Source organism: Streptomyces sp. SAT1 (assembly GCF_001654495.1).
In the GTDB taxonomy this organism is placed as follows: domain Bacteria; phylum Actinomycetota; class Actinomycetes; order Streptomycetales; family Streptomycetaceae; genus Streptomyces; species Streptomyces andamanensis.
On the sequence record NZ_CP015849.1, the window covers coordinates 1,599,624 to 1,612,781 of the forward strand.

Below are 13,158 nucleotides of genomic sequence, written 5' to 3' on the forward strand. Positions count from 1 at the left end.
ATCGTGAGTCCGGGGGATCGTGAGCCCGGGGGATCGTACGGGGCACGCGGGGGGCGGGGCGGGCGGAAATCCGCTGGGACCGTCCGCCCCGCCGCCGTACGATCCCCCGCATGCCCCGACCCCACGGCTTCGCCTGTGCCGCCGACGGCGACGGCACCGTCCGCATCACCCACCACGACCGCGCCGCGGCCACCCTCAGGGGTCCGCGCGCCGCCCGCTTCCTCGCCGAGGTCGCCGCGGGCGATCCCCAGCTCGTCATGGCCCGCTGGACCGGCAACTACCGGCGCGGCACCGAGCGCACCGCACGCGAGCACCCTCGCAACCGCCGCTGACCTGCGCAGACGACGACCGGGCCGACGCGGATGCACCCGAATGGAGGGTAAGGGAACGGTAAAGCGCCCTCGCTCGTTCTATCCGGCATGACAGCTATGACCCCCGGCTCGAACATCCCCCTGCCCACCGCCCGCGTCACGGTGGACGTGACCGCTCCGGTGCGGCTGGACGTTTCGGGCCTGCTGCTCACCGCCGACGGCAAGGTGCGCTCGGACGACGACTTCATCTTCTACAACCAGCCCTCCGGTCCGGGCGTCACCCACCGCTCGGGCGGCGGCAGCGCGCCGGACGCGATCACCGTCGACACCTCCGCCGTGCCGCCGGGCATCGAGAAGATCGTGGTCACCGCCAGCCCGGACGCCGCCGGGCAGAGTTTCCAGGGCATCGAGCCCACGGCCACCCTGCGCGACGCGGACAGCGGCGCTGCGCTGGCCACCTTCACCCCGCCCCGGCTGGGCACCGAGACGGCCCTGGTCGTCATGGAGATCTATCTGCGCGCCGGCCAGTGGAAGGCGCGGGCCGTCGGCCAGGGGTACGCCGACGGGCTCGCGGGCATCGCGACCGACTTCGGCGTCAGCGTCGAGGAACCGGCGCCCGCCCCGGCGGCGCCCGTCGCACCGCCCGTACCGGCCGCGGCCCCGCCGCAGCCCCTCACCCCGCCGCAGCCGATGGCCCCGCCGGCCGCCCCGCCCGCGCCGCCGGCCCCGCCCGCCCCCGGCGCCGGGAAGGTCAATCTGGACAAGGGCCGCGTCAGCCTTCAGAAGAACCAGACGGTGTCCCTGGTCAAGGGCGGGCGCCCGCTGCTGTCCCAGGTGAAGATGGGCCTCGGCTGGGAGCCCGCCTTCCGGGGCGCGGACATCGACCTGGACGCGTCCGTCATCGCCTACGGCCCGCAGCGCAACCACATCGACAGCTGCTACTTCGGCAAGCTGTCCATCCTGGGCGGCGCGGTGAAGCACTCCGGCGACAACCTCACCGGCGAGGGCGCGGGCGACGACGAGGTCATCGTGGTGGACCTCGGGCGGCTCCCCCAGGAGGTCACCGGCCTGGTCTTCACGGTCAACTCCTTCTCCGGCCAGAAGTTCACCGAGGTCGCCAAGGCGTACTGCCGCCTGCTGGACGCCGCCACCGGCGAGGAACTGGTCCGCTTCGACCTCACCAACGCCGAGGCCCAGACGGGCGTGATGATGGCCAAGCTGGTCCGGCAGTTCTCCGGCGAGTGGGACATGACCGCCATGGGCGACTTCGTCAAGGCCCGCACGGTACGGAACATGGTGAAGCCGGCGGCCCAGGCGCTGTAGCGGCACCCTCCGTCAGGGGCGTCCCGGCACCGGGCGGTGCCGGGACGTCCGGGTGCCCGGGACCGGCCACCGGCCGCTCCCGCGCGCGGCTCCCCCGAGGCCACCGGCCCTCACGCCCGCAGGCCCTCCAGCAGCAGCGTCAGATAGCGGCGCAGGTGCGCGCCCTGCCCGTCCGCCAGCTCGGCGGCCGTCGCCACGCCGTGCGCCAGCCGCAGCAGTTCGACCGGTTCCAGGTCCGCCCGCAGGGTGCCCGCACGCCGGGCGGCCTCCACCAGACGGGCCGCGGCGCCCATGAGCGACGTACCGCAGACGGTGACCGCCGTCGCGCTGCCGTCCGTGACCGCCGAGCCCAGCAGCGCCTTCAGCCCGCGCGCCTCGATCGTCCAGGCGCACAGCTCGTACAGCCACCGCGACAGCGCCTCGCCCGGCGCCAGCCGCTCCGCCAGCTCGTCCGCGCGCGCGGCGATCGCCTCGACCCGGTCGACGAAGGCCGCCTCCAGCAGCGCCTGCCGGTTCGGGAAGTGCCGGTACAGCGTCCCGGAGCCGACCCCGGCCCGCTTGGCGATGTCATCGAGCGAGGCGTTCTCACCGTGCTCGGTGAAGGCCCGGAGGGCCACCTCCAGCAGCCGTTCGTAGTTCCGCCGGGCGTCCGCCCGCATGGGTCTGACCTGCGCCATCCGCATACTCCTCGGGGACCGGAGGCCGTCTGCAGAATGTACCGGAGCCGGAGCGGGGACCTCCCCGGCCGCCCTCCCCCGGAGACCCCCGCCAAGACCCCGCCCCGCCGCCACGGCCCGTCGGCGCTCAGCCCCCGTGCGCGGAGCGCGCCTTGAAGGCCGCTTTGCGGGCCTCCTTGGCGGTCTTCTTGTCCGGGTGCAGCCGGCCCATGGCCTCCAGGACGTCGGCGGTGTGCGGATGGTCCACCCGCCAGGCCGCGGCGAAGAACCCGCTGTGCTGCTCGGCGAGCCCCTGCACCAGCGCGAGCAGTTCCTCCGAGTCGCCCTCGGCGGCCAGTTGCGCCGCCACCGTGTCGATGGTGAGCCAGAAGACCATGTCCTGGGAGGGCGGCGGCACGTCGGGCAGGCCCCGCTCGGTCAGCCAGACCCGGGCCAGACCGCCCAGTTCGGCGTCGTCGAGCACCTCGCGCAGCGCCGGTTCGGCCACCGCGCCGACCAGGGACAGGGCCTGCTGGCAGCGCAGTCGGCGCAGCGGGCCCCCGGCGTCGGCGCCGCGGGCCGCGGCGAGCAGTTCACGGGCGGCGGCCAGCGGTTCGCGGCGGGCGAGCCACTGCTCGGTCTCGGCGTGCGCGGCCGGGGGCGGGAAGGCGGCGGTGCCGTCCAGCAGCGCGTCGGCACCCTTGTCCGCGAGGTCACCGACGGCCGGGGCGTCGTGCCCGGCCTCCAGCAGCCGCGCCCGGACGCCGTACAGGCCGAGCGGGGTGAGCCGCACCATGCCGTAGCGGGCGACGTCCAGCTCGTCGTCGGACCCCGGCGCCGAGGCGGCGGGCCTGCCGCCGTCCGTGCCGGACTCGGCGTCCTCCAGCAGGGCTTCGTCCACCGGCCGGTGGACGACGAGCCCGATCGGCTCCAGCAGCCGGAACTGGTCGTCCAGCCGCATCATGGCGTCGGAGACCTGCTCCAGTATGTCGTCGGTGGGCTCGCCCATGTCGCTGGGCACGATCATGGAGGCGGCGAGCGCGGGCAGCGGCACCGGCCCGGCGCCCGGCCCGCTCTCGCCGACGGTCAGCAGATAGAGGTTGGCCAGCACCCCGTCCAGGAACTCCGCCTCGGCCTGCGGGTCCCAGTCGAGGGCGGAGAGGTCGACGGCGCCGCCCTCGTCCATGGCGTCGATCAGGCCGTCCAAGTCGGGCACGCTGGCGTCGGCCAGGACTGCGTCCAGCGCGGTCAGCCAGAGCGTGAGCACGTCGTGCGGCGAGCCGCCGGTGAGCCGCCGCAGCTCCGCGCCCGCCGCGACGGTGCCCTGCTCCTCGTCGGTGATCTCGACGAGTCCGGTGTCCACGGCCATCCGCCACGCCTCGCTCACCGAGGCCGCCGCTTCGTCGCCGCTCAGCCCCAGCTCCCCGGCGGCGGCGGGCAGTTGCTCGGGCAGCAGCGCGCCGCCCGCGTCGACCCGGGTGGCGGGAGAGGCCCAGCGGGCCAGCCGGGCGGCCCGGGACAGCAGCGGAGCGGCGAGGGCGTCCCGGGCCAGCTCCGGTTCGGAAGCCAGCCGCACCGGCGGCAGCGGGGACGTGTCTGACATCGGCTCGTTCTCCTAGGACCTGATGGACCGGGGGTTGCGCACCCCGGGCCGGTGAAGCCTGACGACTCGACCGCTCAGCCTAGACGGATTTCCACCCATGCCGCCCGGTTCATCTCCCCGACGCCCTTCGTACATGGCCGAAACCTTGACAACGCCCCTGGCTCCACAGGAGATTGACGCGCGTAGACATTCGGGGGACAACTGTCCACCGAGTGCGCTGCGTGCCACGGCCGTCCCGGTCGCGGCATCCTGTTCCCCGCTCCACCCTCGTCCCGGCGCTTCTGTACGTCCCCGGAGGGATTCCGTTGCCGAGCAAGTCTTCCGCCCGTCTCGCCGCGCTGACCGTCGCCGCCGTGTGCTCCGCGACGGCGGTCACCCAGATGATCGTGCTCCCCGCGCCCGCGCACGCGGACTCCGTGCGCATCCATGACATCCAGGGCACCACCCGGATCTCCCCGTACGCCGGCCAGAAGGTCTCCGACGTGGCCGGAATCGTCACCGGGGTGCGCACCTACGGCGCCTCGAAGGGGTTCTGGATGCAGGACCCCCACCCCGACGCGGACCCGGCCACCAGTGAGGGCGTCTTCGTCTTCACCGGCTCCGCCCCGAAGGCCGCCGTCGGCGACTCCGTCACGGTCACCGGCACCGTCTCCGAGTACGTGCCCGGCGGCACCTCCTCGGGCAACCAGTCGATCACCGAGATCACCAAGCCGGCCGTCACCGTGGTCTCCTCCGGCAACGCCGTCCCGGCCCCGGTCGTCGTCGACGCGAAGTCGGTCCCGGCCGCCTACACCCCGGCCGGCGACAGCGCGGCCAACGGCTCGATCGACGCCCTGCCGCTGCGGCCGAAGCGCTACGCCCTGGACTACTACGAGTCCCTGGAGGGCATGAACGTCCAGGTCAAGGACGTCCGCGTGGTCACCGCCAGCGACCCGTACACCGAGCTGTGGGTCACGGTGAAGCCGCACGAGAACGCCAACAGGCGCGGCGGCACGGTGTACGGCTCCTACACCTCGCAGAACACCGGCCGGCTCCAGATCCAGTCGCTCGGCGCCACCGCCGACTTCCCGGTGGCGGACGTCGGCGACACCCTGCGCGGCACCACCGCCGGCCCGCTGGACTACACCCAGTACGGCGGCTACACCCTGGTGGCGAACCGCATCGGCGCCCTGGAGAGCGGCGGCCTGCGCCGCGAGAACACCCGCAAGCAGTCCCGCGACGAGCTGGCCGTGGCCACCTACAACGTGGAGAACCTGGACCCGTCCGACACCACCTTCGCGGCGCACGCCGCCGCGATCGTGAACAACCTCCGCTCGCCCGACATCGTGTCCCTGGAGGAGATCCAGGACGACAACGGCGCCACCGACGACGGCACCGTCACCGCGGACGTGACGATGGCCAAGCTGATCGACGCCATCGTCGCGGCGGGCGGCCCGCGCTACGAGTGGCGCTCCATCGACCCGGTCAACGACCAGGACGGCGGCGAGCCGGGCGGCAACATCCGCCAGGCGTTCCTGTTCAACCCGGCCCGGGTCTCCTTCACCGACCGCCCCGGCGGCGGCTCCACCACCGCCGTGGGCGTCACCCGGGTGCACGGCCGGGCCGCCCTGACCTCCTCGCCGGGCCGGATCGACCCGGCGAGCGAGGCGTGGAAGTCCAGCCGCAAGCCGCTGGCCGGCGAGTTCGTCTTCCACGGCCGTACGGTCCTCGTGATCGCCAACCACTTCGCCTCCAAGGGCGGCGACCAGGGGCTGACGGGCAAGTACCAGCCGCCGGTGCGCAGTTCGGAGACGCAGCGCCACCTCCAGGCGACCGAGGTGAACTCCTTCGTCAAGGACATCCTGAAGGTCCAGCGCGACGCGGACGTGATCGCCCTCGGCGACATCAACGACTTCGAGTTCTCCGGCACCGCGCGGATCCTGGAGGGCCGCGGCGAGCTGTGGTCGGCGATCAAGTCGCTGCCCAGGAGCGAGCGGTACACCTACGACTACCAGGGCAACGCGCAGGTCCTCGACCAGATCCTGGTCAGCCCCTCGATCCGGCACGGCCGCTTCGCGTACGACAGCGTGCACATCAACTCGGAGTTCCACGACCAGATCAGCGACCACGACCCGCAGGTGCTGCGCTTCCGCCCGTAGGCCATGCCAGGGCGCGCGGCCCCGGTCCCGTGTCCACCCGTCAGCCGTCAGCCGTCAGCCGTCAGGCGGGTACGAGACCGAGCGCGTGCTCGTACCGGCTCACCGTGCTGCTCCGGACGCCGGGCCAGGTCTGCACGCGCTTCCACCGCGCGGTCGCCGACCCGACGCCGTCGCCCGGGGCGGCGAGCGCCGCCCGGTGGGCTTCCGCGCTCTCCCACTCGGCGTAGTTCAGCACCCGCCGGCCGTCGGTGCTCAGATGGAAGTGGGCGGCGATCCCGCCGGGGTGCGGCGCGGGGTCGCCCTCCAGGGCCTCGAAGACCGCGTCGACCCAGGCCCGCTGCCGCTCCGGGTCGGGCCCGTCGAACTCGACGTCGACGACCACGAGGCAGCCGGGCACCCGGCGGTCCCGCCCCGCGGGGCCGCCGCGGGCGGCGCTCCGGTGGTGCCGGAACCGGCCGAGCCCGACCCGCTCGATCCCCGGCACGGCGACATCGATCTCGTCGACCCGCTCCTGCCGCCGGGTCCGTACGAACGCCTCGAACTCCTGCTCGCTCGCCCACTGCGAGTGGTGCAGCAGCGTGGTGCCGTCCTCGCCCGTGTAGACGTGGTAGGAGATCAGCCCGTCCGCGGGCCAGGGGCGGCGCTGCCAGGTCCCGGCGATCGCCTCGACCGTCGCCCGCTGCCGTTCGGGCGTCCCCACCCGCCAGGTGCTGAAGAGCGGCGAGCCCACGCGCGGATCGGTGAGATCGGGGTGGTCGTCGGTGCGCAGGGCCGTACGCGGTACGGAACTCATCGGGGCCTCCGGTGATCGGCTGTCTGAACGACACGATCACTCTCCGACCTCAACCAAGATTGAGGTCAAGCCCTGCCCGTGGGCCCGGCGCGGGGGCGCCCGCGCTCATGACTGCGCGCCCCCGGAGACCCTGGGCGGGTGTTCCGGGGGCGCGGTCGCCCCACGTCGGCCGTACGCGCCGGGCCTGCGGTTCAGCAGTGCGCGCGGCGCCGGTTGAGCAGCAGCCCCGCCGCCAGGACCGCCGCTCCGGCCGCGCCCGCGAACAGCAGGGGGCGGGCGTTGCGGCGGACGGTCCGCACGGCGCCGTCCAGTGGCTGCCCGAGGGCGTCGGGCGCGTTGCGGGCCTTGAGCGCCGCCCGGTCCTGTGCGCGGTGCCCGACGTGGGCGGCGCCGCTGCGCAGCTGCACCGTCATCGCTCCGGCCCGGTCGCGCAGATCGGCCGCGCGGGCCTTGGCGCGGCCCTTCACATCGGCCTTGGCCGCCAGTTCCTCGACGGTGTCGCCGAGCCGGTTCCTGGTCCGCTCGATCTGCTCGCGCAGCTCGTCGGGCCCCTTGGCGCCGGGCGCCGTCGCGGCCTTGTCCGTCCCGTGCCTGCTGTCGGTCATCGGTGGTGTGCCCTTTCCTTGATCTCCTCGACGTCCGCCTTGACGCTGCCCAGTGCCCGCTGCGGCGTGGGCGGTCCGGCGCGGCGCAGCTGGGCGCGGCCGGTGAGGGCCAGCAGGCCCGCCAGCGCGAACAGCACACCGGTCACGATGAGTGCCGCGGCCCACACGGGCAGCACCAGGCTGAGCGCGGCGACGCCCGTACCGGCGAGTGCGAACAGGCCGACGTAGGCGAGGGCGCCCGCGGCCCCGAGGAGGCCGCCGCCGCGTCCCATGCGCCGGCCCTTCGCGGTCAGTTCCTCCTTGGCGAGGGCCACTTCCTGCCGGGCGAGCAGGGAAAGCTGTTCGGTGGCGTCGTGCACCAGCTCGCCCACCGAGCGGTCGCCCGCCGGAGCGTGCTCCGCGTGCACTGGTCTGGCATCGATGGTCCCGGTCACGGTGGACCGCCTCCTCTCGGTCGGAGGCCCGGGTACCCCGCGACGCCCGCGCTACCCCTGGCCCGCGCCGCCGGGTCCGCGCTCCCCCAGCAGCGCCAGCCGGGTCTGGAACCAGTCGAGCCGGGCCTGCAACAGGGCCGCTTCCGCGACGAGTTCGGGCATCCCCGGCACGGTCCGGCTCCCCGGCCCGCCCGGTGCCGGGACGGGCCCCGCGCCCGCCGGCCCCGGAAGGAGTTCCGGGCCGGGGGCGGCCACGACCCGCAGCCCGTCCCCGGCGAGCCGCGCGAAGGCGGCGAACGTCACGGGCGTACGCCCGCGCACACAGCCCGCGCAGGTGGCAGCCAGGGCGCTGCGGCCGGGCCGGCCCCAGCCCGCGTCGGCCAGCGCGAGGGCGGGCGCGCCGCACGCGCAGGGTCCGACCGTCATCGTGCGCACCCGCTGGCGGGCCGAGCGGTAGCCGCGTTCGAAGCGGATGTAGGCGCCGAGGACCGAGACCTCCAGGAGGACGGCGGCGCGGTGCTCCGTCATGCACAACAGGGCCTCGGCGGCGGCGCGTTCGCGCACGCAGTGGAAGCCGCAGTCGCACCGGCGCGCGGGCGGCCGGTGCCGCCGGCCGTAGACGCAGCCGGCGTCCGCGACGACGCCGTACGGCAGCGCACCGCCGAGCGACACGCCGGTGAACCCGGCCCGGGTGCCGTCCCGCCACAGCACCGGGTGGGCGATCTTGTATCCGGTCGGCGGCTCCGCCGGGTGCTCCGCCGGCAGCCGCAGCCTCATCGGGCGGCCGGGACCTCTTCGGCGGCGGGGGCCCCTTCGGTGCGGACCGTCTCCTGCCGCTCCTCCTCAAGCGGTACGGGCCGTCCGGGCCGTACGGGGGCCTGCGCCTCCTCCGGCCCCGGCTGCTGCCGCTCCTCGGCGAATCCGGTGGCCAGTGCCTTTCCGAGCTTCATGACGCCTCCCATGAGCTGCCGGTCGGTGACCTCATGCCCATGGTGACCCATGACGGGCGACTTTGGACAGACCGCCCACGATTGAAGCACTGCTTATCAATATGACGTAGAAGAATTAAGTGGTGCTGTACGTTCGGACTGCCGAGACTGCCCCCATGACGACCACGCACCCCGCATCCGCCCCCACACCCCCGCTGGGCCGCGCCCTGTGCGCGATGATCACGCCCTTCACCCCGTCGGGAGCGCTCGACCTGGACGGCGCCGCGCGCCTGGCCGACCACCTGGTGCGCGAGGGCTGCGACGGCCTCGTGCTGAACGGCACCACCGGCGAGTCGCCGACCACCACCGACACCGAGAAGTCCGAGCTGGTCCGGGCCGTCCGGGACGCGGTCGGGGACCGCGCCCGGCTCGTCGCGGGCGTGGGCACCGCCGACACCCGGCACACCGCCGAGCTGGCCCTGGCCGCGGAGAAGGCGGGCGCCGACGCGGTGCTCGTGGTGGCGCCGTACTACAGCAGGCCGCCGCAGGACGCCGTCGAGGCCCACTTCCGCACGGTCGCGGACACCTGCGGGCTGCCCGTCGTGCTGTACGACATCCCCGCCCGCACCGGCACCCGCATCGAGACGGACACCCTGCTGCGCCTGGCGGAGCACCCGCGGATCACGGCGGTCAAGGACTGCTCCTACGACCTCCTCGGCGTCCAGAAGCTGCTGGCCCGCACCGGTCTGGCGGTCTACGCGGGCTGCGACGAGCACAACCTCGCCCTGTACGCGGTCGGCGGCGCCGGATACATCAGCACGGTCGCCAACGCGGTCCCCGGGCGGCTGCGCGCCGTCCTGGACGCGTTCGACGCAGGCGACACCGCGGGGGCGGCCCGCGCCCAGCAGCGGGCCACGCACCTCATCGAGCTGACGATGTCCTCCGGGCTGCCCGGCGCGGTCACCGCGAAGGCCCTGCTCACCGCGCTCGGCCTGCCCGCGGGCCCGGTCCGCGCCCCGCTGCTGCCCGCCTCCGAAGAGACCACGGCCGCCCTGCTGGCGGCGTACGGAGAGCTGACCGCCACCGCTCTCCGAGCCGTACGCTGATCCGGTGAGCCGCCCCCTGCTGTTCCTCGACGTCGACGGCCCGCTCAACCCCTGGGCCGCACAGCCGGACCGGCGGCCCGAGGGCTACACCACCCTCCGCGTGCCCCTGCACCCGGACCGGACCCTGCGCGTCCGGCTCGACTCCGCGCACGGCCCGGCGCGGTGCACTGGAAGACCGAGGCGATCGTGGCGTACGCGGCGGGCCGCCCCTTCGCCTGGGTGGACGACGAGCAGAGCCCGGCCGACACCGCCTATGTGACGGCCCGCCATCCCGCGCCCGCCCTGCTGCACCACGTCGACCCGCGCATCGGCCTGCGCGCACCGGACTTCGAGGCCCTGGCGGCCTTCGCCGCCTCCCTCACCCCCTGACCGCCACGCAACACGGCGAGGCACCACTCCCCGGACGGGAAGGGTGCCTCGCCGTGGCCGCCTGCTGCCGGGCGGTCAGTTGTGGCTGTGCAGCACGTCGTTGAGACCGCCCCAGACCGCGTTGTTCGGGCGGGCCTCGACGGCGCCGGTGACCGAGTTGCGGCGGAAGAGGATGTTCGAGGCGCCGGAGAGCTCGCGGGCCTTGACGATCTGTCCGTCGGGCATGCTGATCCGGGTGCCCGCGGTGACATAGAGGCCGGCCTCCACGACGCACTCGTCGCCGAGCGCGATGCCCACGCCCGCCTCGGCGCCGATCAGGCAGCGCTCGCCGATGGAGATGATCACGTTGCCGCCGCCGGAGAGCGTGCCCATGGTGGAGGCGCCGCCACCGATGTCCGAGCCGTCGCCGACCACGACACCGGCGGAGATGCGGCCCTCGACCATGGAGGTGCCCAGGGTGCCCGCGTTGAAGTTCACGAAGCCCTCGTGCATCACGGTGGTGCCCTCGGCCAGGTGCGCGCCGAGGCGGACCCGGTCGGCGTCGGCGATCCGGACGCCCTTGGGGGCCACGTAGTCCGTCATGCGCGGGAACTTGTCGATCGAGGTCACCTGGAGGTGCAGGCCCTCGGCGCGCACGTTGAGGCGCACCTTCTCGACGTCGTCCACGGCGACCGGGCCGAGCGAGGTCCAGGCGACGTTGGCGAGGTGGCCGAAGATGCCGTCCAGGCTCACGCCGTGCGGCTTGACCAGGCGGTGGGAGAGCAGGTGCAGCCGCAGATAGGCGTCGTGCGCGTCGAGCGGCTTGTCGTCGAGCGAGGCGATGACCGTGCGGACCGCGACCACCTCGACGCCCCGGCGGGCGTCCGGCCCGGTCGCCGCGGTCGCGCCGCCGCCGAGCAGTTCGGCGGCGCGCTCGGCGGTCAGCCGCTCGGTACCGGCCGGGCCGGGCTCCGCCGTCAGTTCGGGAGCGGGGAACCAGGTGTCGAGGACGGTGCCGTCGGCGGCGATCGTGGCGAGTCCGGCGGCCACGGCGCCGGTGGTGCGGGGAGCAGTCTCGGTCATGGGGAAAACCTAACGTGGGGCGGGGCGCGGGAGCGAACCGTGTCTCACGTGCCGGGCGGCTTCGGTGGGATCAGCCGGGAGAGCGTCCCGCGGGCGTACTCCTCGTCGTAGGAACCGCCGGTCAGCAGTACCTGGAGGCAGATGCCGTCCACCACGGCCACCAGGGCGCGGGCGGTGACCGGGTCGGTGTGCCGGGCCAGCAGGGCGGCGAGGCCGTCGGCCCATTCGGCGGCGACCGGGCGCAGGGCCGGGCGGCGCAGCGCGGCCAGATACAGCTCGTACTCCAGCTCGACCCCGGTGCGGTCCCCGGCCAGCCACTCCCCCATCGCGGCGGCGAGTTCCCGGGCCACGTCGGGGTGCGGACCGCTCAGGGCGCCGCGCGCGGCGACGGCCTCCGCGAAGCTCTCGTTGGCCTGGCGCAGCGCGGCCACCAGCAGATCGTCGAGGGTGGCGAAGTGGTACGTGGTCGAGCCGAGCGGCACATCGGCCTCGGCGGCGACCGTACGGTGACTGAGCCCCGCGATGCCCTTCGCGCCCACGACCCGGATCGCCGCGTCGATGATCCGCTGCCGCCGGCCCGGATCGTGCCGCCGGGCCATCAGTGCGCGCCGCCCAGATTGAGCACCACCACACCGACGATGATCAGCGCGACCCCGGCGGCCTTGGTGAGCGTCATGCCCTCGCCCAGGAAGACGACGCCGATGGCGGCGATGGCCGCGGTCCCGATGCCGGACCAGATGGCGTACGCCGTACCGACGTTCAGCGTCTTGAGCGTCTGGGCGAGCAGCCCGAAGGAGATCAGATAGCCGAGCGCGGTCAGCACCGAGGGCCCCAGCCTGCTGAACCCCTCGCTGTACTTCATGGCGGTGGTGCCGGCGACCTCGGCGGCTATGGCTCCGGCAAGGAACAGGTATCCCATGTGTACGAGCGTACATAACGGCGGGGCGGCCCCGCGGCTGCGGACAGCGGGTTCCGGACACAGCGGAACGGCGGCACCCCGAGGGTGCCGCCGTTCTGCCGACGTATCGCTCAGACGTTGAACCCGAGCGCCCGAAGCTGCTCGCGGCCGTCGTCCGTGATCTTGTCCGGGCCCCACGGGGGCATCCAGACCCAGTTGATGCGCAGCTCGTTGACGAGGCCGTCCGTGGCGGACTTGGCCTGGTCCTCGATGACGTCGGTGAGCGGGCAGGCCGCCGACGTCAGGGTCATGTCGACGGTCGCGATGTTGGCGTCGTCGACGTGGATGCCGTAGATGAGTCCCAGGTTGACGACGTCGATGCCCAGTTCGGGGTCGACGACGTCCATCAGGGCCTCGCGGAGCTCCTCCTCCGAGGCCGGCTTCATCTCCACGGTCTCGCTCATGCGGTCTTCCTTTCGGCGTCGGCGCCGTCCAGCGCCTGGGCCGTCGCGTCCTTCCAGGCCATCCAGCTCAGCAGGGCGCACTTGACCCGGGCCGGATACTTGGACACCCCGGCGAACGCGACCGCGTCCTCCAGGACCTCCTCCATCGCGTCGTCGGGCTCGATCTTCCCCTTGGACTGCATCAGCTCCAGGAAGGTCTCCTGGATCTTCTGCGCCTCGGCGAGTTCCTTGCCGACCAGCAGGTCGTTCAGCACCGAGGCCGAGGCCTGGCTGATGGAGCAGCCCTGGCCCTCGTAGGAGACGTCCTCGATCGTGGTGCCGTCGTACTTGACACGGAGGGTGATCTCGTCGCCGCACGTCGGGTTGACGTGGTGCACCTCGGCGTCACCGTCCCGCAAGCCCCGCCCGTGCGGGTGCTTGTAGTGGTCCAGGATGACGTCCTGGTACATGGAGTCCAGCTTCACGCC

The 13,158-nt window shown here is 73.7% G+C and carries 16 protein-coding genes and 1 pseudogene; 5 read left to right on the forward strand and 12 right to left on the reverse strand.

Annotation, left to right across the window (positions count from 1 at the left end):
• Positions 1-110 precede the first annotated feature (110 nt).
• Positions 111-332, forward strand: coding sequence for a hypothetical protein (locus A8713_RS07010; RefSeq protein ID WP_064532247.1), 222 nt, complete (start codon positions 111-113; stop codon positions 330-332).
• 96 nt (positions 333-428) lie between these two features.
• Entirely contained in the window at positions 429-1,634 is a 1,206-nt protein-coding gene (locus tag A8713_RS07015; protein WP_064532250.1) for a TerD family protein, read from the forward strand.
• 110 nt (positions 1,635-1,744) lie between these two features.
• On the opposite strand, the gene A8713_RS07020 is transcribed toward A8713_RS07015, so the two are convergent.
• The gene (locus A8713_RS07020; RefSeq protein ID WP_064532252.1) at positions 1,745-2,311 is read right to left on the reverse strand and encodes a TetR/AcrR family transcriptional regulator; all 567 of its coding nucleotides are present in this window, start codon (positions 2,309-2,311) and stop codon (positions 1,745-1,747) included.
• A 127-nt stretch (positions 2,312-2,438) separates the two neighbouring features.
• A complete protein-coding gene (locus A8713_RS07025) occupies positions 2,439-3,893 on the reverse strand; it encodes a hypothetical protein (RefSeq protein WP_064532254.1) in 1,455 nt (484 codons plus the stop codon).
• A 305-nt stretch (positions 3,894-4,198) separates the two neighbouring features.
• Here A8713_RS07025 and A8713_RS07030 point away from each other — a divergent pair, with 305 nt between their 5' ends.
• Entirely contained in the window at positions 4,199-6,031 is a 1,833-nt protein-coding gene (locus A8713_RS07030; protein WP_064532256.1) for an endonuclease/exonuclease/phosphatase family protein, read from the forward strand.
• Between the two features lie 61 nt (positions 6,032-6,092).
• Here the strand turns inward: A8713_RS07030 and A8713_RS07035 are convergent, their stop codons facing one another.
• The 5 genes from A8713_RS07035 to A8713_RS33745 form a co-directional block, all read right to left on the reverse strand.
• Positions 6,093-6,824 carry an antibiotic biosynthesis monooxygenase gene (locus A8713_RS07035; RefSeq protein ID WP_064532258.1) on the reverse strand — a complete coding sequence of 244 codons (732 nt, stop codon included), beginning with the start codon at positions 6,822-6,824 and terminating at the stop codon, positions 6,093-6,095.
• A 191-nt stretch (positions 6,825-7,015) separates the two neighbouring features.
• Entirely contained in the window at positions 7,016-7,429 is a 414-nt protein-coding gene (locus A8713_RS07040) for a DUF3618 domain-containing protein (RefSeq protein WP_064532260.1), read from the reverse strand.
• Positions 7,426-7,863: a phage holin family protein gene (locus A8713_RS07045; RefSeq protein WP_064532261.1), complete on the reverse strand. Its 438-nt coding sequence runs from the start codon at positions 7,861-7,863 to the stop codon at positions 7,426-7,428. The genes A8713_RS07040 and A8713_RS07045 overlap by 4 nt, the downstream gene beginning before the upstream one ends.
• Positions 7,864-7,914: 51 nt before the next feature.
• A complete protein-coding gene (locus A8713_RS07050; protein WP_064532263.1) occupies positions 7,915-8,640 on the reverse strand; it encodes a hypothetical protein in 726 nt (241 codons plus the stop codon).
• Positions 8,637-8,813, reverse strand: a complete 177-nt coding sequence (locus A8713_RS33745; protein ID WP_173860807.1) for a hypothetical protein — start codon at positions 8,811-8,813, stop codon at positions 8,637-8,639. Before A8713_RS33745 ends, A8713_RS07050 begins: the two co-directional genes overlap by 4 nt.
• A gap of 155 nt (positions 8,814-8,968) precedes the next feature.
• On the opposite strand from A8713_RS33745, the gene dapA reads away from it, so the two are divergent.
• Complete coding sequence (dapA, locus tag A8713_RS07060; RefSeq protein WP_064532267.1) at positions 8,969-9,898, forward strand: 4-hydroxy-tetrahydrodipicolinate synthase; 930 nt, start codon at positions 8,969-8,971, stop codon at positions 9,896-9,898.
• 4 nt (positions 9,899-9,902) lie between these two features.
• A pseudogene (locus A8713_RS07065) lies at positions 9,903-10,267 on the forward strand (hypothetical protein).
• A gap of 75 nt (positions 10,268-10,342) precedes the next feature.
• On the opposite strand, the gene dapD reads toward A8713_RS07065, so the two are convergent.
• From dapD to sufU, 5 genes are all read right to left on the reverse strand, one after another.
• A complete protein-coding gene (dapD, locus tag A8713_RS07070) occupies positions 10,343-11,329 on the reverse strand; it encodes a 2,3,4,5-tetrahydropyridine-2,6-dicarboxylate N-succinyltransferase (protein ID WP_064532269.1) in 987 nt (328 codons plus the stop codon).
• A 44-nt stretch (positions 11,330-11,373) separates the two neighbouring features.
• Entirely contained in the window at positions 11,374-11,928 is a 555-nt protein-coding gene (locus tag A8713_RS07075) for a TetR/AcrR family transcriptional regulator (protein WP_064532271.1), read from the reverse strand.
• Positions 11,928-12,248: a DMT family transporter gene (locus A8713_RS07080; protein ID WP_064532273.1), complete on the reverse strand. Its 321-nt coding sequence runs from the start codon at positions 12,246-12,248 to the stop codon at positions 11,928-11,930. The genes A8713_RS07075 and A8713_RS07080 overlap by 1 nt, the downstream gene beginning before the upstream one ends.
• Before the next feature lie 110 nt (positions 12,249-12,358).
• The gene (locus A8713_RS07085) at positions 12,359-12,691 is read right to left on the reverse strand and encodes a metal-sulfur cluster assembly factor (RefSeq protein WP_009187969.1); all 333 of its coding nucleotides are present in this window, start codon (positions 12,689-12,691) and stop codon (positions 12,359-12,361) included.
• On the reverse strand, positions 12,688-13,155 hold the full coding sequence (gene sufU, locus A8713_RS07090; protein WP_064532275.1) for a Fe-S cluster assembly sulfur transfer protein SufU: 468 nt from the start codon (positions 13,153-13,155) through the stop codon (positions 12,688-12,690). Before sufU ends, A8713_RS07085 begins: the two co-directional genes overlap by 4 nt.
• Between the last annotated feature and the right edge of the window lie 3 nt (positions 13,156-13,158).

What these genes read in the sequence shown, in the direction of transcription:
- A8713_RS07015 (WP_064532250.1), top strand. Translation starts at nt 429, where the DNA reads ATGACCCCCGGCTCGAACATCCCCCTGCCCACCGCCCGCGTCACGGTG.
- A8713_RS07020 (WP_064532252.1), bottom strand. Translation starts at nt 2,311, where the DNA reads ATGGCGCAGGTCAGACCCATGCGGGCGGACGCCCGGCGGAACTACGAA.
- A8713_RS07035 (WP_064532258.1), bottom strand. Translation starts at nt 6,824, where the DNA reads ATGAGTTCCGTACCGCGTACGGCCCTGCGCACCGACGACCACCCCGAT.
- A8713_RS07040 (WP_064532260.1), bottom strand. Translation starts at nt 7,429, where the DNA reads ATGACCGACAGCAGGCACGGGACGGACAAGGCCGCGACGGCGCCCGGC.
- A8713_RS07075 (WP_064532271.1), bottom strand. Translation starts at nt 11,928, where the DNA reads ATGGCCCGGCGGCACGATCCGGGCCGGCGGCAGCGGATCATCGACGCG.
- A8713_RS07010 (WP_064532247.1), top strand. Translation starts at nt 111, where the DNA reads ATGCCCCGACCCCACGGCTTCGCCTGTGCCGCCGACGGCGACGGCACC.
- A8713_RS07085 (WP_009187969.1), bottom strand. Translation starts at nt 12,691, where the DNA reads ATGAGCGAGACCGTGGAGATGAAGCCGGCCTCGGAGGAGGAGCTCCGC.
- A8713_RS07050 (WP_064532263.1), bottom strand. Translation starts at nt 8,640, where the DNA reads ATGAGGCTGCGGCTGCCGGCGGAGCACCCGGCGGAGCCGCCGACCGGA.
- dapD (WP_064532269.1), bottom strand. Translation starts at nt 11,329, where the DNA reads ATGACCGAGACTGCTCCCCGCACCACCGGCGCCGTGGCCGCCGGACTC.
- dapA (WP_064532267.1), top strand. Translation starts at nt 8,969, where the DNA reads ATGACGACCACGCACCCCGCATCCGCCCCCACACCCCCGCTGGGCCGC.
- A8713_RS07025 (WP_064532254.1), bottom strand. Translation starts at nt 3,893, where the DNA reads ATGTCAGACACGTCCCCGCTGCCGCCGGTGCGGCTGGCTTCCGAACCG.
- A8713_RS33745 (WP_173860807.1), bottom strand. Translation starts at nt 8,813, where the DNA reads ATGAAGCTCGGAAAGGCACTGGCCACCGGATTCGCCGAGGAGCGGCAG.
- A8713_RS07080 (WP_064532273.1), bottom strand. Translation starts at nt 12,248, where the DNA reads ATGGGATACCTGTTCCTTGCCGGAGCCATAGCCGCCGAGGTCGCCGGC.